Source organism: Pseudomonas sp. WC1 (assembly GCF_050586565.1).
Lineage (GTDB): Bacteria > Pseudomonadota > Gammaproteobacteria > Pseudomonadales > Pseudomonadaceae > Aquipseudomonas.
Genome location: NZ_JBOBDQ010000009.1, coordinates 52,079 through 71,046, shown reverse-complemented (window position 1 = coordinate 71,046; position 18,968 = coordinate 52,079). Strand labels below are relative to the sequence as shown.

General features: G+C 63.7%; 18 protein-coding genes and 3 tRNA genes. 13 read left to right on the top strand and 8 right to left on the bottom strand.

Features of this window, described 5'->3' with window-relative positions; genetic code table 11:
- Window positions 1-134 precede the first annotated feature (134 nt).
- The 5 genes from ACQ4OD_RS06355 (at window position 135) to ACQ4OD_RS06335 (ending at window position 4,807) form a co-directional block, all read left to right on the top strand.
- Window positions 135-211: transfer RNA gene (locus tag ACQ4OD_RS06355), tRNA-Met, on the top strand.
- 136 nt (window positions 212-347) lie between these two features.
- Window positions 348-424, top strand: a tRNA-Met gene (locus ACQ4OD_RS06350).
- A gap of 124 nt (window positions 425-548) precedes the next feature.
- A tRNA-Met gene (locus ACQ4OD_RS06345) sits at window positions 549-625 on the top strand.
- Window positions 626-872: 247 nt separating this feature from the next.
- Window positions 873-3,515 carry a bifunctional lysylphosphatidylglycerol flippase/synthetase MprF gene (gene mprF / locus ACQ4OD_RS06340; RefSeq protein WP_198754966.1) on the top strand — a complete coding sequence of 881 codons (2,643 nt, stop codon included), beginning with the start codon at window positions 873-875 and terminating at the stop codon, window positions 3,513-3,515.
- On the top strand, window positions 3,515-4,807 hold the full coding sequence (locus tag ACQ4OD_RS06335; protein WP_430944028.1) for a virulence factor family protein: 1,293 nt from the start codon (window positions 3,515-3,517) through the stop codon (window positions 4,805-4,807). Before mprF ends, ACQ4OD_RS06335 begins: the two co-directional genes overlap by 1 nt.
- Before the next feature lie 102 nt (window positions 4,808-4,909).
- Here ACQ4OD_RS06335 and ACQ4OD_RS06330 read toward each other — a convergent pair whose 3' ends face one another.
- Window positions 4,910-6,820, bottom strand: a complete 1,911-nt coding sequence (locus ACQ4OD_RS06330) for a potassium transporter Kup (protein ID WP_102681669.1) — start codon at window positions 6,818-6,820, stop codon at window positions 4,910-4,912.
- Window positions 6,821-7,054: 234 nt separating this feature from the next.
- Between ACQ4OD_RS06330 and rimO the strand changes: the two genes are divergently transcribed.
- From rimO to tsaA, 5 genes are all read left to right on the top strand, one after another.
- Window positions 7,055-8,386: a 30S ribosomal protein S12 methylthiotransferase RimO gene (gene rimO, locus ACQ4OD_RS06325; protein ID WP_139669622.1), complete on the top strand. Its 1,332-nt coding sequence runs from the start codon at window positions 7,055-7,057 to the stop codon at window positions 8,384-8,386.
- An 88-nt stretch (window positions 8,387-8,474) separates the two neighbouring features.
- Entirely contained in the window at window positions 8,475-8,933 is a 459-nt protein-coding gene (locus tag ACQ4OD_RS06320; protein WP_110697838.1) for a GNAT family N-acetyltransferase, read from the top strand.
- Window positions 8,934-9,054: 121 nt separating this feature from the next.
- On the top strand, window positions 9,055-9,765 hold the full coding sequence (locus ACQ4OD_RS06315; RefSeq protein ID WP_198754654.1) for an rRNA pseudouridine synthase: 711 nt from the start codon (window positions 9,055-9,057) through the stop codon (window positions 9,763-9,765).
- A gap of 50 nt (window positions 9,766-9,815) precedes the next feature.
- A complete protein-coding gene (locus ACQ4OD_RS06310) occupies window positions 9,816-10,277 on the top strand; it encodes a DUF1456 family protein (protein ID WP_046856779.1) in 462 nt (153 codons plus the stop codon).
- Window positions 10,278-10,283: 6 nt separating this feature from the next.
- Complete coding sequence (gene tsaA / locus ACQ4OD_RS06305) at window positions 10,284-10,976, top strand: tRNA (N6-threonylcarbamoyladenosine(37)-N6)-methyltransferase TrmO (RefSeq protein ID WP_277503102.1); 693 nt, start codon at window positions 10,284-10,286, stop codon at window positions 10,974-10,976.
- 129 nt (window positions 10,977-11,105) lie between these two features.
- On the opposite strand, the gene fpr is transcribed toward tsaA, so the two are convergent.
- Window positions 11,106-11,885: a ferredoxin-NADP reductase gene (gene fpr, locus ACQ4OD_RS06300; RefSeq protein ID WP_046856781.1), complete on the bottom strand. Its 780-nt coding sequence runs from the start codon at window positions 11,883-11,885 to the stop codon at window positions 11,106-11,108.
- A gap of 120 nt (window positions 11,886-12,005) precedes the next feature.
- Between fpr and finR the strand changes: the two genes are divergently transcribed.
- The gene (gene finR, locus ACQ4OD_RS06295) at window positions 12,006-12,932 is read left to right on the top strand and encodes a LysR family transcriptional regulator FinR (protein ID WP_023631043.1); all 927 of its coding nucleotides are present in this window, start codon (window positions 12,006-12,008) and stop codon (window positions 12,930-12,932) included.
- 3 nt (window positions 12,933-12,935) lie between these two features.
- On the opposite strand, the gene ACQ4OD_RS06290 is transcribed toward finR, so the two are convergent.
- The 3 genes from ACQ4OD_RS06290 to ACQ4OD_RS06280 all read right to left on the bottom strand — a co-directional run bounded on the left by ACQ4OD_RS06290 (window position 12,936) and on the right by ACQ4OD_RS06280 (window position 14,997).
- On the bottom strand, window positions 12,936-13,301 hold the full coding sequence (locus ACQ4OD_RS06290; protein WP_023631044.1) for a diacylglycerol kinase: 366 nt from the start codon (window positions 13,299-13,301) through the stop codon (window positions 12,936-12,938).
- Window positions 13,302-13,378: 77 nt separating this feature from the next.
- On the bottom strand, window positions 13,379-14,029 hold the full coding sequence (gene erdR / locus ACQ4OD_RS06285) for a response regulator transcription factor ErdR (RefSeq protein WP_023631045.1): 651 nt from the start codon (window positions 14,027-14,029) through the stop codon (window positions 13,379-13,381).
- Between the two features lie 257 nt (window positions 14,030-14,286).
- The gene (locus tag ACQ4OD_RS06280) at window positions 14,287-14,997 is read right to left on the bottom strand and encodes a tRNA-uridine aminocarboxypropyltransferase (RefSeq protein ID WP_110697832.1); all 711 of its coding nucleotides are present in this window, start codon (window positions 14,995-14,997) and stop codon (window positions 14,287-14,289) included.
- A gap of 214 nt (window positions 14,998-15,211) precedes the next feature.
- Here ACQ4OD_RS06280 and ACQ4OD_RS06275 point away from each other — a divergent pair, with 214 nt between their 5' ends.
- Window positions 15,212-15,631 (top strand): quorum-sensing-regulated virulence factor family protein, encoded by a 420-nt coding sequence (locus ACQ4OD_RS06275; RefSeq protein ID WP_046856783.1) that lies wholly within the window; start codon window positions 15,212-15,214, stop codon window positions 15,629-15,631.
- 1 nt (window position 15,632) lies between these two features.
- On the opposite strand, the gene ACQ4OD_RS06270 is transcribed toward ACQ4OD_RS06275, so the two are convergent.
- Complete coding sequence (locus tag ACQ4OD_RS06270) at window positions 15,633-15,839, bottom strand: hypothetical protein (protein WP_046857890.1); 207 nt, start codon at window positions 15,837-15,839, stop codon at window positions 15,633-15,635.
- A 304-nt stretch (window positions 15,840-16,143) separates the two neighbouring features.
- Here ACQ4OD_RS06270 and ACQ4OD_RS06265 point away from each other — a divergent pair, with 304 nt between their 5' ends.
- Entirely contained in the window at window positions 16,144-17,262 is a 1,119-nt protein-coding gene (locus ACQ4OD_RS06265) for an LOG family protein (RefSeq protein WP_094010100.1), read from the top strand.
- 69 nt (window positions 17,263-17,331) lie between these two features.
- Here the strand turns inward: ACQ4OD_RS06265 and recX are convergent, their stop codons facing one another.
- Window positions 17,332-17,802, bottom strand: a complete 471-nt coding sequence (recX, locus tag ACQ4OD_RS06260) for a recombination regulator RecX (RefSeq protein ID WP_430944027.1) — start codon at window positions 17,800-17,802, stop codon at window positions 17,332-17,334.
- 9 nt (window positions 17,803-17,811) lie between these two features.
- Entirely contained in the window at window positions 17,812-18,888 is a 1,077-nt protein-coding gene (recA, locus tag ACQ4OD_RS06255) for a recombinase RecA (RefSeq protein WP_028690616.1), read from the bottom strand.
- Window positions 18,889-18,968 lie beyond the last annotated feature (80 nt).

Sequence of the window (18,968 nt, the reverse complement as noted above, 5' to 3'; positions counted from 1 at the left end):
GACAATCGGCCTGCAAGCCCCGTCGCCACTGAGCTGCGGCGCGATCTGGCACGCTAAGGGTTTGAACGAAAAAGGATTTTCTTGAGGAAATGCTTGACAGCCAAAGGAAAATCCGTAGAATTCGATCTCACAGGCGCGGGATGGAGCAGCCTGGTAGCTCGTCGGGCTCATAACCCGAAGGTCGTCGGTTCAAATCCGGCTCCCGCAACCAGATTCAAGAAAAGGCCACTGTTTACGCAGTGGCCTTTTTTATTGCCTCTAAATTTCCAACGAAAGAAAAACCTACGAAAAATCAAGCAGTAACGTTTGACAGCGGTTGGGAAATCCGTACAATTCGATTCCACAGGCGCGGGATGGAGCAGCCTGGTAGCTCGTCGGGCTCATAACCCGAAGGTCGTCGGTTCAAATCCGGCTCCCGCAACCAGATTCAAGAAAAGGCCACTGTTCACGCAGTGGCCTTTTTTATTGGCCGCTGTTTTTCCAATCGCAACCAATGGCATATCAAGCCTTGACAAGCCATGGCAAATGCGTAGAATGCGCCCCTCTGACGCGGGATGGAGCAGCCTGGTAGCTCGTCGGGCTCATAACCCGAAGGTCGTCGGTTCAAATCCGGCTCCCGCAACCATATTCGTCAGAACAAACCCCGCCTGTCGCAAGACAGTGCGGGGTTTGTTGCATTCAGCCCTACCCTTTCGACTCCTCCTCGCCAAGCCCTGGTTCCAGCCCTTGCAGACGGCTGAATGAACTATCTTTAACTATCCTGAAACAGATTAAGCCGCCGGCGCGGAGTAATATTCGGATACGTTTTTCCAAAGGGACTTTCACTTGGCCGCACCTTGCCTTTACCTCGCGCGCTGCGCACGAGGCACTCCATGACCGCCCCCACTCCTGAGCCCCAGGCACCGTTGACCACGGCCTTGCCGGCGGCGGCGCAGCGCCTGCCCTGGCTGGAACGCCTGAGCAAGTACCGTCAGCCGCTGGGATTGGCGTTGACATTGCTGCTGTTCGCCATGGGCCTGATTGCCTGCCGCCATCTGTTGAGCGAACTGGATATCTACGCCCTGCATGATGCGATGCTCAGCGTGCCGACCCAGTCGCTGCTCGGCGCGCTGCTGGCCACGTTGGCCGGCTTCGTGATCCTGCTGGGTTACGAATGGTCGGCCAGCCGCTACGCCGCCGTGCAACTGCCACCCCGTACGTTGGTGCTCGGGGGCTTCAGTGCCTTCGCCATTGGCAACGCAATAGGCTTGTCGATGCTGTCGGGCGGCTCGGTGCGTTATCGCCTCTATGCCCGGCAAGGCCTGGGCGCCGCGGAAGTCGCGCGCATGACAGTGTTCGCCAGCCTCTCGCTGGGCTGCGCGCTGCCGCCGCTGGCTGCACTGGCCACCCTGAGCGATCTGCCGGCAGCGGCAACGGCGCTGCGTTTGCCTGCACCGCTGCTGGGCGGCATCGCCATCGCCGTGCTGGGCGCGGCGGTAGCCCTGGTCGTGGGCCTGTACCGCCGTCGCCTGCCTGAACAGCCGTTGGCCGACAACCTGCTGGTGCAGTTCGGGCGCCGCACCCTGCGCCTGCCAGGCGCGCGCCTGACTGCGTTGCAACTGCTGATCACCGCCCTGGATGTCGCCGCTGCTGCCACGGTGCTCTATTTGCTGCTGCCCGAAGCCCCACCCTTTGGCGCGTTCGTGCTGGTCTACCTGCTCGCCCTCGCCGCCGGGGTGCTAAGCCATGTGCCGGGTGGCGTCGGGGTGTTCGAGGCGATCCTGCTGGCCGCCTTCGCCAACCAGCTGGGCGCGGCGCCACTGGCGGCCGCCCTGCTGCTGTACCGGCTGATCTACGTGGTGCTGCCGTTGCTGGTGGCCTGCGTGCTGCTGCTGGCCAATGAAGCCCGCCGGCTGATGGTCACCCAGCAGGCGATCCGCGCAGCCTCGGGCCTGGCCGCGCCGGTGCTGGCGATCCTGGTGTTCCTTTCCGGGGTGGTGCTGCTGTTCTCCGGCGCCACCCCGGAGATCGATAGCCGTCTGGAGCACATGGGCTTCCTGATCCCACACCGCCTGATCGATGCCTCGCACTTCGGCGCCAGTCTGATCGGCGTGCTCTGCCTGCTGCTCGCCCAGGGCCTGCGACGGCGCCTGTCGGCCGCCTGGCTGCTGACCACCGTGCTGCTGCTGGTGGGCGCGGTACTGTCGTTGCTCAAGGGCTTCGACTGGGAAGAAGCCAGCCTGATGTGCTTTACCGCCGCCCTGCTCGCCCTGTTCCGCCGCTCGTTCTACCGCCCCAGCCGCCTGCTGGAGCTGCCGTTCTCGCCGGTGTACCTGGTGGCCAGCGCCTGCGTGGTCGGCGCCTCGGTATGGCTGCTGCTGTTCGCCTACCAGGACGTGCCTTACACCCATAAGTTGTGGTGGCAGTTCACCCTTGATGCCGATGCGCCTCGGGGTTTGCGCGCCGCGCTGGGCAGCGCCGTGCTGCTGGTGATCGTCGCCCTGACCTGGCTGCTGCGCACCGCCCGGCCAGTGATCCATCTGCCCAGCGAAGACGAACTGCAGCGCGCCAACCGCATCCTGCTCGCCTCCGACCAGCCCGATGGCGGGCTGGCCCTGACCGGTGACAAGGCGCTGCTGTTCCACCCCAACGACAACGCCTTCCTGATGTATGCCCGTCGCGGCCGCAGCCTGGTAGCCCTGTACGACCCGATTGGCCCGGCGCAGGAACGCGCCGAAATGATCTGGCAGTTCCGCGACCTGTGCGACTTGCACCATGCCCGCCCGGTGTTCTACCAGGTGCGGGCGGAGAACCTGCCGTTCTACATGGACATCGGCCTGACCGCGATCAAGCTCGGCGAGGAAGCGCGGGTCGACCTGCGCCGCTTCGATATCGACGCCAAGGGCAAGGAGATGAAGGACCTGCGCTACACCTGGAACCGCGGCGGCCGCGACGGCCTGGCCCTGGAGATCCATGAGCCTGGCCACGCCCCGCTGGAGGCACTCAAGGAGATCTCCGACGCCTGGCTCAGCGGCAAGAACGTGCGCGAAAAAGGCTTCTCCCTCGGCCGCTTCAGCCCCGAGTACCTGCAGCATTTCCGCATCGCGCTGATCCGCTTCCAGGGCCGCCCGGTGGCCTTCGCCAACCTGCTGGAGACCCACAGCAACGAGCTGGCCAGCCTTGACCTGATGCGCGCGCATCCAGAAGCACCGAAGCTGACCATGGAGTTCATGATGGTCGGTCTGATCCTGCACTACAAAAGCCACGACTACGGCCGCTTCAGCCTGGGCATGGTCCCCCTTTCCGGCTTGCAGCCGCGGCGTGGCGCCCCCTTGACCCAGCGCCTGGGCTCGATGGTGTTCCAGCGCGGTGAACAGCTCTACAACTTCCAGGGCCTGCGGCGCTTCAAGGACAAGTTCCAGCCGGACTGGGAACCCCGCTACATGGCCGTGCCGGCCGGGCTCGACCCGCTGGTTGCACTGGCTGACACCGCCGCCCTGATCGCTGGCGGCCTGACTGGATTGGTGAAACGTTGATGATCCGACGCTATTGGCTGTACGTACTGATTCCCCTGTTGCTCGCCGTACTGGCCGGCGGTGCGGCCTTCTGGCTGTGGACCCGCCCGGCCCCCGAGGCACGCCTGGAGCACCTCACGCTCGACGACGGCAGCGCCCTGACCCGCGCCACGCCCGGCGTGCATGCCAAGGCCCGAGTGGCCATCGGCGTGCCACAGGACCAAGCCCTGACCGACAAGCAACTGCTCGACCTGAGCCAGGCCGGCGAGGCGCAACTGGTGCAGGTGATCCTGCCACCGGCCGACTGCGCCAAGCAGCAGGTCGCGATGGACCAGGCCCTGACTCGACTGGCCGAAAAACCGACCCTGGTTGCCGGTATCGGCCCGGGCGCTGCCCAGGCCTGGCGCTGGCTGGCCGCACAAAGCGACGACAGGGCGCGAGCCATCTCGGTGGATTTCACCGTCGAGCAGCCCGGCTGCCAGGCCGCCCTGCCCAAGTCCGCCGCCCACGGCCACTGGAACGTGGCCTGGAACGACAACCCGGATGACGCCAGTGCCGCCTTCGTGCGCGACCAGGCCAACGCCGAAACCAGCATCGCCGACTACGACATTCACCTGCCCCAGGTACTCAAGGCGCAATTGACCCAGGCCCTGGTCGGCCACGATGGCAACGCCCTGGCCATCCCGGTGGTGGAAGTCCCGGCCGGGCAGACCACCGACACCGTCACCCTGTTCCTTTCCGGCGACGGCGGCTGGCGCGACCTGGACCGCGATGTGGCCGGCGAGATGGCCAAGCTTGGCTACCCGGTGGTCGGCATCGACACCCTGCGCTACTACTGGCAGCACAAGACCCCGGAGCAGAGCGCCGCCGACCTCTCCGAGCTGATGCAGCACTATCGCCAGAAATGGGGCACCAAGCGCTTCGTGCTGACCGGCTACTCGTTCGGCGCCGACGTGCTGCCGGCTATCTATAACCGCCTGTCCGCAGACGACCAGAAGCGCATCGATGCGGTGATCCTGCTGGCGTTCGCCCGCAGCGGCAGTTTCGAAATCGAGGTGGAGGGCTGGCTCGGCAAGGAAGGCCAGGAAGCCCCGACCGGGCCGGAGATGGCCAGGTTGCCGGCGGCGAAGGTGGTGTGCATCTATGGTGTGGAAGAGACCGACGAAAGCGGCTGCACCGACAAGACCGCCGTGGGTGAGCGCATGAAACTGCCCGGCGGCCACCACTTCGACGAAAACTACCCGGCGCTGGCCAAGCGCCTGATCGGTGAGATCGAGACCCGCCAGGGAAAGGCCAACGTCGCTGAGAAATGATAGGGAAAGGGGTCGCTTTGCGGCCCATCGCGGGGCAAGCCCGCTCCCACAAGGCTTGTGTGATCCTTGTGGGAGCGGGCTTGCCCCGCGATGTTTGTGCCCTCAGATCTCGACCTGCGTCCCCAACTCGATCACCCGATTGAGCGGCAGGTTGAAGAACCGCAGGTTGCCGTTGGCATTCTTCAGCAGGAACGCGAACAGGTTCCCGCGCCAGCGCGACATCCCCTCCAGGCGGGAGGCGATCACAGTCTCCCGACTCAGGAAGTAGGTGGTGCGCATCGGGCTGAAGTCCAGTTCGTCCAAGTGGCAAAGCTTCAGCGCCGCCGGTACGTCCGGCTCGTCCATGAAGCCGAAGTGCAGCAGCACCCGGAAGAACCCGTCACCATAGGCTTCCACCTCGAAGCGCTCATGCTCCGGCACCCGCGGCCGGTCCTCGCTGACCACCGTCAGCAGCACCACCTGGCTGTGCAGCACCTGGTTATGCAGCATGTTGTGCAGCAGCGCGTGCGGTACGGCATCGGAGCGCGCGGTCAGGAACACCGCGGTGCCCTCGACCCGATGCGGCGGCTGCACGCGGATGCTGCTGATAAACAGCGGCAGCGGCAACGCGCCTTCATCGATGCGATCGACCAGGATCTGCTTGCCACGCTTCCAGGTACTCATCAACACGAACAGCACGATACCCGCCAGCACCGGGAAAGCACCGCCCTGCACGATCTTCGGCACGTTGGCGGCGAAGAACAGCCCGTCTACGAACAGGAAGCCCAGCAGCAGCGGCACAGCCAATACCGGCGGCCACTTCCACAACAGCAGCATGACCGCCGAGACCAGGATGGTGGTCATCAGCATGGTGCCGGTCACTGCCACGCCGTAGGCCGCCGCCAGGGCGCCGGAGGATTCGAAGCCGATCACCAGCAGCACCACGCCGACCATCAACGCCCAGTTCACTGCGCCGATATAGATCTGCCCCTGCTCGTCGCTGGAGGTGTGCTGGATCTGCATGCGCGGCACATAGCCCAGCTGGATGGCCTGGCGAGTCAGCGAGAAGGCCCCCGAGATCACCGCCTGGGAGGCGATCACCGTGGCCATCGTGGCCAGCCCCACCAGCGGCAGCAAAGCCCAGGACGGCGCCAAGAGGTAGAACGGGTTGCGCGCCGCCTCGGGATTCTGCAGCAGCATGGCGCCCTGGCCGAAGTAGTTGAGCACAAGCGCCGGCAGCACCAGGGCGAACCAGGCACGGGCAATGGGTTTGCGGCCGAAATGGCCCATATCGGCGTACAGGGCCTCGGCACCGGTCAGCGCCAGCACCACGGCACCAAGAATGGCCACGCCCATGCCGGGGTGGACGATGAAGAAGTTCAAGGCCCAGCCCGGGTTGAACGCCTTCAGCACCTCTGGGCTCTGCAAGATGCCATGGACACCGAGCGCCGCCAGCGCAAGGAACCAGGCAACCATGATCGGGCCAAACGCCTTGCCGATCTTCTCGGTGCCATGCTTCTGCACCAGGAACAGCGCCACCAGCACCACCAGTGCAATCGGCACCACCCAGTGGTCGATACCCTCGAACGCCAGGCCCATGCCCTCCACCGCCGACAGCACCGACACCGCCGGGGTGATCATGCTGTCGCCGTAGAACAGCGAGGCGCCAATCAGGCCGCAACCGACCATCAGCATGCGCAACCGCGGATACTGCGCCGTGGCCCGCCGCGCCAGCGCGGTCAGGGCCATGGTGCCGCCCTCGCCCTGGTTGTCGGCGCGCAGGATGAACATCACGTACTTGAACGAAACCACCCACAGCAGCGACCAGAGGATCAACGACAGGATGCCCAGCACTCCGTCATGGTTGACCTGTACGCCATAACCACCGGTAAAGACCTCTTTGAGGGTATACAGCGGGCTGGTGCCAATATCGCCATAGACCACCCCAACGGCCGCCACGAGCAGGCCCAGCGGCCGTGCTGCCCCCTGCTTCCCCGCGTGCCCGCCTTCGGCATGACTGCTTGCCTGAACCATCACCACTCCCGCAGACGGCCTATTAGACCGGTTGAATGCCTACCCGCGCCGGGCCCTCCCGGATACCCCGGCACAACGGCGCGAAGCATAGCGCAGCGTTCGTCGTATTTCTGCTGGTAAAGCGACCTTGTGCTCGCTAGAATTGCGCACTTTTTGATCAGAGGCGCCGAAAGCGCCCGCCAGGATCGCCCCCGTTACCGGCCGGGCGACCTGTATTCAATACCGAGGTTAGCCATGTCCACCACTCCCGCCACCCCAAAGGTCGGCTTCGTCTCCCTGGGTTGCCCCAAGGCCCTGGTCGATTCCGAGCGCATCCTGACCCAGCTGCGCATGGAAGGCTATGAAGTCGTGCCTACCTACGAGGATGCCGACGTGGTGGTGGTCAACACCTGCGGCTTCATCGACAGCGCCAAGGCCGAGTCGCTGGAAGTGATCGGCGAAGCCATCAAGGAGAACGGCAAGGTCATCGTCACCGGCTGCATGGGGGTCGAAGAAGGCAGCATCCGTGACGTGCACCCGAGCGTGTTGTCGGTCACCGGCCCGCAGCAGTACGAGCAGGTGGTCAATGCCGTGCACGAAGTGGTGCCACCGCGCCAGGACCACAACCCGCTGATCGACCTGGTGCCGCCCCAGGGCGTCAAGCTGACCCCGCGCCACTACGCCTACCTGAAGATTTCCGAAGGCTGCAACCACAGCTGCAGCTTCTGCATCATCCCGTCGATGCGCGGCAAGCTGGTCAGCCGCCCGGTCGGCGAAGTCCTGAGCGAGGCCGAGCGCCTGGTCAAGGCCGGCGTCAAGGAGATCCTGGTGATCTCCCAGGACACCAGCGCCTACGGCGTGGACGTCAAGTACAAGACCGATTTCTGGAACGGCCGCCCGGTCAAGACCCGCATGCTCGAGCTGTGCGAGGCGCTGAGCAGCCTGGGCGCCTGGGTGCGTCTGCACTATGTCTACCCGTACCCGAACGTCGACGACGTGATTCCGCTGATGGCCGCCGGCAAGATCCTGCCGTACCTGGACATCCCGTTCCAGCACGCCAGCCCCAAGGTGCTCAAGTCGATGAAGCGCCCGGCCTTCGAAGACCGCACCCTTGCGCGCATCAAGAACTGGCGCGAACAGTGCCCGGAACTGGTGATCCGCTCGACTTTCATCGTCGGCTTCCCCGGCGAAACCGAAGAAGACTTCCAGTACCTGCTCGACTGGCTGACCGAAGCCCAGCTCGACCGCGTCGGCTGCTTCCAGTACTCGCCGGTCGAAGGCGCCCCGGCCAACGACCTGGGCCTGGATGAGGTGCCGGACGACGTCAAGCAGGACCGCTGGGACCGCTTCATGGCACACCAGCAGGCGATCAGCGCCGCGCGCCTGCAACAGCGCATCGGCAAGGAAATCGAGGTATTGATCGACGAAGTCGAGGAACAGGGCTCGGTGGGCCGCAGCTTCTTCGACGCGCCGGAGATCGACGGCAGCGTGTTCATCGACGGCGACCACGGCTTCAAGCCGGGCGACAAGGTCCGCTGCCGCATCGTCGACGCCGACGAGTACGACATGTGGGCCGAGCCCATCTGAGCGAAACCCGCCTGAAAATACCCCGCCCGCTGGCGGGGTATTTTTTTGCATCTATGTTTTCCTCAATGGCCTCCCGGAGGATCACAGGATGTCGCCCGCCGTCACGCTGCACACACCTCATCTGAGCGATTATCCCGAGCTGGTCCGGGTGTGGGAGGCGTCGGTTCGCGCCACCCACGATTTCCTGCCCGAGGGTTACATTCTGCTGCTGCGCGAGCACGTGCTGCGCAAATACCTCGATGCCGTGATGCTGGTCTGCTGCAAGGACAGCAAGCGGCACATCCTTGGCTTTGCCGGGGTGGCAAACGGCCGGGTCGACATGCTCTTCGTCGCGCCCGAACACCGTGGCCAGGGCATCGGACGGCGCCTGCTGCGCCACGCGGTGCACGAATTGAACGCCGAGCGCCTGGACGTCAACGAACAGAACCCGCAAGCCCTGGGTTTCTACCTGCATGAAGGCTTCGAGATCTATGGCCGTTCGGAAACCGACGGCCTAGGGCAGCCCTATCCCCTACTACATATGAGGCTTGTTCGTACAACGTCCTAGTACGCAAGCTCAGGAAACCACTACCCCGCTCCGAAATGGCGCAAATGACATCGATTTGCAGCCGCTACCTCGCCCAGGCAGGTACAATGAAGGCTTTCCCTACCGCGTGATGCCCGTGTCCATGTCCGAACCCATTCGTCTCTCCAAACGCCTCATCGAACAGCTTGGCTGCTCCCGCCGCGAGGCCGAACTGTACATCGAGGGTGGCTGGGTCACGGTCGATGGCGTGGTGGTCGAACAACCCCAGTTCAAAATCACCGAACAGCAAGTCGAGCTGCTCCCGGGCGCTCGTGCCGACTCACTCGAACCGGTCACCCTGCTGCTCAACCAGCAGGCCGGCCAAAACACCGCAGCCGCCCTGGCCAGCATCAGCATGGCCAGCCTCAGCGAAGCGCACCGCGAGAGCGTGCGCCCGTTGCATGGGCATTTCGCCCGCCAGGCCTGCATCGTCCCGCTGCTGCCCGGCGCCAGTGGCCTGCAGCTGTTCACCCAGGACTGGCGGGTAACCCGCAAGCTGGAGGCCGACCTGCGCCGCATGGAGCAGGAATACATCGTCCAGGTCAGTGGTGAAGCCAAACCCGGCGCCCTCGAGCGACTGGCCCGCGGCGTGGAACGCAAGGGTGTCGAACTGCCGAAGGCCAAGGCCAGCTGGCAGAACGAGCAACACCTGCGCATCGTGCTGAAGAACCCGCAACCGGGGTTGATCGAACAGCTTTGCGAAACCGCTGGCCTCAAGGTCCTGGCGATGCGCCGCATTCGCCTTGGCGGGGTGTCGATGGGCAAGCTGCCGCTGGGCCAGTGGCGCTACGTGGCCGCTACAGAACGCTTCTAGCATTACCGCCGCGCAATGACTGACGCGGCAACAGAACAGGATTCGCCGCAATGAACCACAACGATGTACTGCGCAGCCTGCGCTACATGCTCAAGGCCAACGACCAGAAAATGGCCGAGATCATCAAGCTCTCGGGCCTCGAGGTTTCCGCCGAGGCCATCGCCACCTATGTAAAAAAGGAAGAGGAACCCGGCTTCGTACGCTGCCCGGAGAAGGTCATGGCACACTTCCTCGACGGCCTGGTGATTCACCGTCGCGGCCGCGACGACAGCCGCCCGCCGCAGCCGATCGAAGTGCCGGTGACCAACAACACCGTGCTCAAGAAGCTGCGGGTGGCCTTCGAGCTGAAGGAGGACGACCTGCATGCGGTACTCAAGTCCGTCGACTTCCCGGTGTCCAAACCAGAGCTGAGCGCGCTGTTCCGCAAGGTCGGCCACGACAACTACCGCCCCTGCGGCGACCAGTTGCTGCGCAACTTCCTCAAGGGCCTGACCCTTCGCGTGCGCGGCTGAGCCAAGATGCAGCATACCGTCTCGCCGGTCGGCATCGTTCGCTCCTGCTTCAAGGAGAAGTTCGCCATCCCGCGCCAACCCCAGCTGGCGCCGGCTGCCCGTGGCGTGCTGGAGCTGCTGCCGCCCTTTGACCAGGGCGATGCCGTCGAAGGCCTGGAACAGGTCAGCCATGTGTGGCTGCTGTTCCTGTTCCACCAGGCACTGGAAGACAAGCCACGCCTGAAGGTGCGCCCACCGCGCCTGGGCGGCAACAGGAGCATGGGGGTGTTCGCCACCCGGGCCACCCATCGGCCCAACGGCATCGGCCAGTCGGTGGTACGCCTGGATGGCGTCGAACCGGGGCGTCTGCTGCTGTCAGGGATCGATCTGCTGGACGGCACCCCGGTGCTGGATATCAAGCCTTATGTGCCGTATGCGGACAGCGTCGCCGAGGCATCGAACCTGATGGCCAGTGATGCACCAGAGCCGATCAGCGTGCAATGGAGCGAGGGCGCACTGCCTCAGGCCCGCACCCACGCACTGCGCCTGGGCGAACCGCTGGTCGAGCTGATCGACCAGTGCCTGGCCCAGGACCCACGCCCAGCCTACCAGGTGCCGCCGCCCGAGCGGGTCTATGGGGTGAAGTTCTGGGATGTGCAGGTGCGCTGGCATTATCCGCAACCGGATGTGATCCGGGTGCTGGAGGTGGCGCCGGAGTGATCCGGTGTGGTTGCGGGCCCTATCGCGGGGCAAGTCGCTTGCCCCGCGACAGGACCGACACGGCAAACCTTTTCTCCGAGCATAAAAAAACGCAGGCAAAGCCTGCGTTTTTCATTCATGCCGCTGGCCTTACTTCTCGACGAACGCTCGCTCGATCAGGTAATCGCCCGGCTCACGCATACGTGCAGAGATCTTCAGGCCAAAGCTGTCCAGCACTTCACTGGTTTCATCGAGCATGCTCGGGCTGCCGCAGATCATCGCCCGGTCGTCCTGCGGGTTGATCGGTGGCAGGCCGATATCGCTGAACAGCTTGCCGCTGCGCATCAGGTCGGTCAGGCGCCCCTGGTTTTCGAAAGGCTCGCGGGTCACGGTCGGGTAGTAGATCAGTTTGTCGCGCACAGACTCACCGAAGAACTCGTTCTGCGGTAGGTGCTCGGTGATGAACTCGCGGTAGGCTACTTCGTTCACGTAGCGAACGCCGTGTACCAGGATCACTTTCTCGAAGCGCTCGTAGGTCTCCGGGTCCTGGATGACGCTCATGAACGGCGCAAGGCCGGTACCGGTGCTCAGCAGGTACAGGTGCTTGCCTGGGTTCAGGTCGTCCAGCACCAGGGTGCCGGTGGGCTTCTTGCTGATGATGATCTCGTCGCCTTCCTTCAGGTGCTGCAGCTGGGAGGTCAGCGGACCATCCGGCACCTTGATGCTGAAGAACTCCAAGTGCTCTTCCCAGTTCGGCGAGGCGATGGAGTAGGCGCGCATGAGCGGACGGCCGCTGTCCTGCTGCAGGCCGATCATCACGAACTGACCGTTCTCGAAGCGCAGGCCCGGATCACGGGTGCACTTGAAGCTGAACAGAGTGTCGTTCCAGTGGTGCACACTGAGGACACGTTCGTGGTTCATGTTGCTCATCGATGGGGCTCCTGAAGGAAAACGCGGCGCGCGCAAGACGCGCAGTTGCGCGATAGTTTAGGGGCAGCGACAATATCTGTTAACTGAATTATCAAGATATGTGTTATCGGTTATATAGATATGCGATTCACACTTCGTCAGCTCCAGGTCTTTGTCGCCGTCGCCCAGCACCAGAGTGTGTCCAGGGCCGCGGGCGTACTGGCCTTGTCGCAATCTGCGGCAAGCACCTCGATCACCGAACTGGAGCGCCAGTCCAGCTGCCAGCTGTTCGACCGTGCCGGTAAACGCCTGAGCCTCAACGCCCTGGGCCATCAACTGTTGCCCCAGGCCGTGGCGCTGCTCGATCAGGCCAAGGAAATCGAAGACCTGCTCAACGGCAAGTCGGGGTTCGGCTCGCTGGCCGTCGGCGCCACCCTGACCATCGGCAACTACCTGGCCACCTTGCTGATCGGCAGCTTCATGCAGGTGCATCCGGAAAGCCAGGTCAAACTGCACGTGCAGAACACTGCGCATATCGTGCAACAGGTTGCCCATTACGAAATTGACCTGGGTCTAATCGAAGGCGACTGCAACCACCCCGATCTGGAGGTGCAGCCCTGGGTGGAGGATGAACTGGTGGTGTTCTGCGCGCCGCAGCATCCGCTGGCCAAAGCCGGCCATGCCGATATCGAGCAGCTGTCCCATGAAGCCTGGATCCTGCGCGAACAAGGCTCGGGCACCCGCCTGACCTTCGACCAGGCCATGCGTCATCATCGCGCCAACCTGAACATCCGCCTTGAGCTGGAACATACCGAAGCAATCAAACGGGCCGTGGAGTCGGGGCTGGGTATCGGCTGCATCTCGCGCCTGGCCCTGCGCGACGCTTTCCGCCGCGGCAGCCTGGTACCGGTGGAAACTCCGGCACTGGACCTGTCGCGGCAGTTCTACTTCATCTGGCACAAGCAGAAGTACCAGACTTCGGCCATGCGCGAGTTCCTCGAGCTGTGCCGCAGTTTCACCGCTGGCGTGCAGCGCAGCGACGAGATCGTGCTGCCGCCGATCGCCTGAACGTCAGCCGAGCAGGATCACGCCCCAGACCAGCGCGACCATGCTCATGGCCACCAGTTGCGCGGCACTGCCCATGTCCTTGGCGTTCTTCGACAAGGGGTGACGGTCGAGGGAGATACGATCGATCGCCGCCTCCACCGCCGAATTGAGCAGCTCGACGATCAGCCCCAGCAAGCAAACGGCGATAAGGATCGCCCGTTCGGCGCGGCTCACCGGCAGCCAGAAGGCTGTGGGGATCAACAGCACGTTGACCAGCACCAGCTGGCGAAACGCGGCCTCACCCTTGAACGCGGCACGCAGGCCGTCCAGCGAGTAGCCGGCGGCATTGAAGATACGTTTGAGGCCGGTCTGGCCCTTGAATGGCGACATGTGTGTCAGTCACTTCACCGAAAAAAGGCCAGCAGGCTAGTTCAACCGCAGTCAAAAAAGCGTGAAGGCGCAGGGATTTAGCTGGCCGAAACCGATTCAAGTTGTTGCAACAACAGCGCGGCCTGGGTCCGGGTACGAACGCCCAGCTTGCGGAAGATCGCCGTAACGTGAGCCTTGATGGTCGCTTCCGAGACACTCAGCTCATAGGCGATCTGCTTGTTCAGCAACCCTTCGCAGACCATGGTCAGCACGCGGAACTGCTGCGGGGTGAGACTGGCCAGCCCTTCGCTGGCGGCCTTGGCCTCGGCAGACACGTCAACCTTCTCGAACGCCTGCGGCGGCCACCAGACATCGCCGTCGAGCACATTGCGCACGGCTTCCTGGATCTTGCTCAGCTCGCTGGACTTGGGGATGAAACCGCTGGCGCCAAATTCGCGGGACTTCACCACGACGGCCGCCTCTTCCTGGGCCGAGACCATCACCACCGGGATCTGCGGGTATTGGCCACGCAGCAGCACCAGCCCGGAGAAACCATAGGCACCGGGCATGTTCAGGTCCAGCAGGACCAGGTCCCAGTCGGCTTTTTCGGTCAGGCTGGTTTCCAGTTCGGCGATGCTCGCCACCTCGACCAGGCGCACATCCGGGCCCAGGCCGAGGGTAACGGCCTGGCGCAGTGCGCTACGGAACAGTGGGTGGTCATCGGCAATCAGGATTTCGTATGTGGCCATCGATCTAGGGATCCTGTTCTGTACCAGGCGCAGGGGGTACGGGAGACGCCTGGCGGGTAACTCATGGCGCGAACGGCAGGGCCGCCGGCCGGGATGGCACGGCGAAGTCCGGGGGAACAGCAGCTTCGTCGTGCCCGAAGCGGCGCCAAGGATGCCGAGCACGCCCCGGGTGGTCAAGCCAATTGCCCGGTCGTCCCCGCCTACCCTGGCTGCCAGCCCCGACAGTATGTACCAATCCGCCGCGCCTGCCCCTTGGACTATAGGAAGGTATGCAAACGCTGGTGGACCTCGTCCTGCTCATCCAGCGCCAGGCGCCGCTTGCCGCTGAGGTAGTGCAAGCTGAACACATCCAGGTAGGCATCCAGGGCCTGCGAGGCCTGGCTGTCGCCGGCCAGCTCCAGACACATGGCGGCGACTTCGGCGGTACAGAAGTGGTCGTCACGCTTGGAGCGGCGCAGGCGGTAGCGCGACATCTGCTCGGCCTGCAGGCTCAGCACCGGGAAACGGTCGAGATAAGGGCTCTTGCGGAACATCTTGCGCGCTTCGGTCCAGGTGGCGTCGAGCAGGATGAACAGCGGGCGCTTGCCCGGTTCGCGCAGCACCTCGCTGACCACACGGTCCTCTTTGACGAACTCGCCGGGGAAGACGATGTAAGGCTGCCAGCGCGGATCGTCCAGCAACGCCAGCAGGCCTTCGTCCACCGAGGTACGCAGCCAGCCGAAGGCGGAGGTATCCTCGATCACGTCGGCAATCAGCCACCCCGTGTTGGTCGGCTTCAGTGGCTCGGTGTCATGCATCAGCAGGCACATGCCGGCGTCTGCCGGCACCCGCGGTTTCCACGCGCACAGGCAGTGCGTGGCGATCACCCGGCAATCCGGGCAGCGCTCGGCTCGCGAGCCGCGGGCGACAAAGGGTTTGATGCTGCGCGCCAGGCGCTCGGCGCGCAGCCGCGCTACCGCGTGGCTCATGGCTGCAGGCCTTGGCAGGAAGATGGAAGGGGCACGACGACGACTCGGTAAAAACAAAACGCGAGTCTACCAGAGCACGCGTCATTTGCCGTGCAGCCCTTACGGCCGCTCCTTTATAATCAGCGGCTCAGGCGGCCGGGGAACCCCAGCAGTTTCATGGAACGCCGCCCGCCGGCGCAGGTCAAAGCGCCAGTCATCGAACCAGGAGAGATTCATGCTGCGTCTTATCGTCCCGACCCTGAGCCTGTTGCTCGCCCTGCCCCTGGCCGCCCAGGCTGCCTCCAAGCAGGAATACGAGCTGACCCAGATGCTGCAGAAGGTCGCCAAGGAAAGCAGCGTCGGTACCCCCCGGGCCATCAACGAAGACATCCTCGACCAGGGCTATACCGTCGAAGGCAAGGCGCTGGTCAATCACCTGAGCGTGCGCCAGGAGCATGCGCAAGGCATGCAGGCCAACCCCGCGCAGGTGCGCAGCCAGCTGGGTGACAGCGTTTGCCGTAACAATGGTTACCGTCAGCTGATGTCCAAGGGCGCGGTGATGGTCTACCGCTTCACAGTGTACAAGACCAACCAACCGGTCATGGACCAGGCATTCGACGCTGCCAGCTGCGCGGCTGGCAACAAGAAGAAGTGACTCAGGCCAGCTGATCGCTGTCTCTGGCGCGCCGCTGCTCATCATCGGCGCGCAACTCGGCCAACAGGGCCAGCAGGTAAGGCGAGTGCCCCTCGCCCCCCTGCAGCCGACGCAAGCACTCCCCCTCCAGGCTCAGGTGATGAACCTTCGCCTCGCGCTCGAGCAACTGCAACAGTTGCCCGTCCACCTCGATCACCAGCCGGTGCATACCGCCACCTCGCTGCATCACTCTTCTGCCTCCAGTTAACCAAAGCGCTGCCATCATCGGATCCAGTCTGACAGGCGGTATTGCACGCCTGTGGCGGCACGAGTGCGCCCCAGCGTCTAGATTGATAACGAGTACCCATAACAACGACAACGCGATGGAACTGCCACTGCAACAATGGCCTTGAAGGCCTACTGCAACGCTCGGGGGGCACACTCGAGCCACAGCAGCCAGCGACACACGCAGTGTCGCGGCCGGGACCTGCCATCGACCCGGTCAGAGGTTTTGCTGCAGAAGGAGACGTTGAATGCCTTACCAATCGAACGAGCTGCTGTTTAACCACTTCAGGGACCACGGCATCGACCTGAGCAAGATCGACGAGCAACTGCAACTGGTTGCCCCGAACAGCCCCAACCTGCCGCTGTACCGCGACATGCTGCTGACCGTGCTGCGCATGGCCCACGACGACCGCAACCGCTGGAACGCCAAGATCACCCTGCAGGCCCTGCGTGAGCTCGACCATTCGTTCCGCACCCTCGAGCATTACAAGGGGCGGCGCAAAGTCACCGTGTTCGGCTCGGCACGAACGCCGTTGGAGCACCCCATGTATGCGCTGGCCCGGGAGCTGGGCGCAACGCTGGCACGTTCCGACCTGATGGTGATCACCGGCGCCGGAGGCGGCATCATGGCCGCCGCCCACGAAGGCGCCGGCAGCGATCACAGCCTGGGTTTCAACATCACCTTGCCCTTCGAGCAACATGCCAATGCCACCGTCAATGGCACCGACAAGCTGCTGCCGTTCCATTTCTTTTTCATTCGCAAGCTGTTCTTCGTCAAGGAGGCCGATGCGCTGGTGCTCTGCCCGGGAGGCTTCGGCACCCTTGATGAGGCGCTGGAAGTACTCACCCTGATCCAGACCGGCAAGAGCCCGTTGGTTCCGGTGGTGCTGCTCGACTCGCCCGGCGGTAGTTTCTGGCAGGATGCCCTGGCCTTCATCAGCCGCCAACTGGAAGAGAACCGCTACATCCTGCCCAGCGACCTCAAGCTGGTACGCCTGGTGCACAGTGCCGACGAGGCGGTGGAGGAAATCAACCAGTTCTACAGCAACTACCACTCCAGCCGATGGCTGAAGAACCAGTTCGTCATCCGCATGCACCACCCCTTGAGCGAGGCCGCGCTGCATGACGTGGAGGAAGGTTTTGCCGACCTGCGCCTGAGCGGCAGGTATCACCAGCAGCCTGACAGTGGCGCGGAGCACGAAGAAGGCAACTTCAGCCACCTGACACGCCTGACCTTTGCCTTCAACGGCCGTGACCAGGGTCGCCTGCGCGAACTGGTGGACTTCATCAACCTGTCGGAGAACTGGGCCAAACCCCAGCCAATGCACACCACCCAACGAGCCCGGGAAGCCCTGCGGGTGAACTGAACGCAAAATGGCCCACATGGCTGGCCCCAGTCGGGGTCAGCCATGTGGGCCATCAATGCTGGTCACGCTTCAATAATCGTCAAGATCGCGCCCGCTGAGCAGCCGACCGATCATTTCCATGGAAAACCCACGGTAGGCGAGAAAGCGCGTTTGCTGTGCGCGGCTGCGCGGGTCATGGGGGAGTTGCCCAGAGAACTTGCGCTGCCACACCTCTTTCAACCGCACCGCCCAGTCCACTTCGCTGTCACGCAGTGCCTGGTCGATATCGCCTCGGTCCAGACCTCGCTGGCCAAGCTCCTCACGGATACGCCCAGGGCCATAGCCTGAGCCGGAACGATAGCGTATGAAGCTTTCAAGGTAGCGGACCTCGCTGAGCAGCCCCTCCTCGGCAAGCCGATCAAGCGCGGGCTCGATCAACTCATCGGTAGCACCGCGTTGACGCAGCTTGCGGGTCAGCTCCACGCGACCATGCTCGCGGCGTGCGAGCAGGTCCATGGCTGTCCGCCGAACGGCGACGGGGGTGTCGAGTACGACGGACATGGAGGCAGATCAATAACCGGCGTCGGCGTCAGCCAGATCATCGGCATCGGCTTCGGCGGCACCGGCCTTGGCGGCCGCTGCTGCAGCGGCGGCGGCACCGGCGGTCAGCAGCTTGTCGCGAATCTGCTTCTCGATCTCGCTACCAATGGCCGGGTTCTCTTGCAGGTACTTGGCGGCGTTGGCCTTGCCCTGACCGATCTTGTTGCCCTGGTAGCTGTACCAAGCACCGGATTTTTCAACCAGGCCTTGGGAAACACCCAGGTCGATGATTTCGCCGTTGCGGTAGATGCCCTTGCCGTAGAGGATCTGGAACTCGGCCTGGCGGAACGGCGGCGAGACCTTGTTCTTGACGATCTTGACGCGAGTTTCGCTACCGACCACCTCATCACCTTCCTTGACCGCGCCGGTACGGCGAATGTCCAGGCGCACGGAGGCGTAGAACTTCAAGGCGTTACCGCCGGTGGTGGTTTCCGGGCTACCGAACATCACGCCGATCTTCATACGGATCTGGTTGATGAAGATGACCAGGCAGTTGGCGTTCTTGATGTTACCGGTGATCTTGCGCAGCGCCTGGGACATCAGACGGGCCTGCAGGCCGACGTGCATGTCGCCCATCTCGCCTTCGATCTCGGCCTTGGGAACCAGCGCGGCCACGGAGTCGACGATGATCACGTCGACGGCGTTGGAGCGCACCAGCATGTCGGTGATTTCCAGGGCCTGCTCGCCGGTGTCTGGCTGCGAGACCAGCAGGTCGTCGACGTTGACGCCCAGCTTGCCGGCGTATTCAGGGTCGAGGGCGTGTTCGGCGTCGACGAAAGCGCAGGTGGCGCCGTTTTTCTGGGCTTCGGCGATGACCGACAGGGTCAGCGTGGTTTTACCCGAAGACTCCGGACCGTAGATCTCGACGATACGGCCTTTCGGCAGGCCGCCAATGCCCAGGGCGATGTCCAGGCCCAGCGAACCGGTGGAGATGGCGGGGATCGCCTGGCGCTCGTGGTCGCCCATGCGCATGACCGCGCCTTTGCCGAATTGGCGTTCGATCTGACCCAGGGCCGCAGCCAAGGCGCGCTTCTTGTTGTCGTCCATTGAAATCCTCACGTGTTCGACGTGGCCCTGACGGCCGGAATAACTGTATAAGTAGCCAGTATTATTCCACAGGGATTCGT

Bases quoted from the DNA above. Each gene is read 5' to 3' on its own strand.
- mprF (WP_198754966.1), top strand. From the start codon at position 873: ATGACCGCCCCCACTCCTGAGCCCCAGGCACCGTTGACCACGGCCTTG.
- ACQ4OD_RS06335 (WP_430944028.1), top strand. From the start codon at position 3,515: ATGATCCGACGCTATTGGCTGTACGTACTGATTCCCCTGTTGCTCGCC.
- ACQ4OD_RS06330 (WP_102681669.1), bottom strand. From the start codon at position 6,820: ATGGTTCAGGCAAGCAGTCATGCCGAAGGCGGGCACGCGGGGAAGCAG.
- rimO (WP_139669622.1), top strand. From the start codon at position 7,055: ATGTCCACCACTCCCGCCACCCCAAAGGTCGGCTTCGTCTCCCTGGGT.
- ACQ4OD_RS06320 (WP_110697838.1), top strand. From the start codon at position 8,475: ATGTCGCCCGCCGTCACGCTGCACACACCTCATCTGAGCGATTATCCC.
- ACQ4OD_RS06315 (WP_198754654.1), top strand. From the start codon at position 9,055: ATGTCCGAACCCATTCGTCTCTCCAAACGCCTCATCGAACAGCTTGGC.
- ACQ4OD_RS06310 (WP_046856779.1), top strand. From the start codon at position 9,816: ATGAACCACAACGATGTACTGCGCAGCCTGCGCTACATGCTCAAGGCC.
- tsaA (WP_277503102.1), top strand. From the start codon at position 10,284: ATGCAGCATACCGTCTCGCCGGTCGGCATCGTTCGCTCCTGCTTCAAG.
- fpr (WP_046856781.1), bottom strand. From the start codon at position 11,885: ATGAGCAACATGAACCACGAACGTGTCCTCAGTGTGCACCACTGGAAC.
- finR (WP_023631043.1), top strand. From the start codon at position 12,006: ATGCGATTCACACTTCGTCAGCTCCAGGTCTTTGTCGCCGTCGCCCAG.
- ACQ4OD_RS06290 (WP_023631044.1), bottom strand. From the start codon at position 13,301: ATGTCGCCATTCAAGGGCCAGACCGGCCTCAAACGTATCTTCAATGCC.
- erdR (WP_023631045.1), bottom strand. From the start codon at position 14,029: ATGGCCACATACGAAATCCTGATTGCCGATGACCACCCACTGTTCCGT.
- ACQ4OD_RS06280 (WP_110697832.1), bottom strand. From the start codon at position 14,997: ATGAGCCACGCGGTAGCGCGGCTGCGCGCCGAGCGCCTGGCGCGCAGC.
- ACQ4OD_RS06275 (WP_046856783.1), top strand. From the start codon at position 15,212: ATGCTGCGTCTTATCGTCCCGACCCTGAGCCTGTTGCTCGCCCTGCCC.
- ACQ4OD_RS06270 (WP_046857890.1), bottom strand. From the start codon at position 15,839: ATGCACCGGCTGGTGATCGAGGTGGACGGGCAACTGTTGCAGTTGCTC.
- ACQ4OD_RS06265 (WP_094010100.1), top strand. From the start codon at position 16,144: ATGCCTTACCAATCGAACGAGCTGCTGTTTAACCACTTCAGGGACCAC.
- recX (WP_430944027.1), bottom strand. From the start codon at position 17,802: ATGTCCGTCGTACTCGACACCCCCGTCGCCGTTCGGCGGACAGCCATG.
- recA (WP_028690616.1), bottom strand. From the start codon at position 18,888: ATGGACGACAACAAGAAGCGCGCCTTGGCTGCGGCCCTGGGTCAGATC.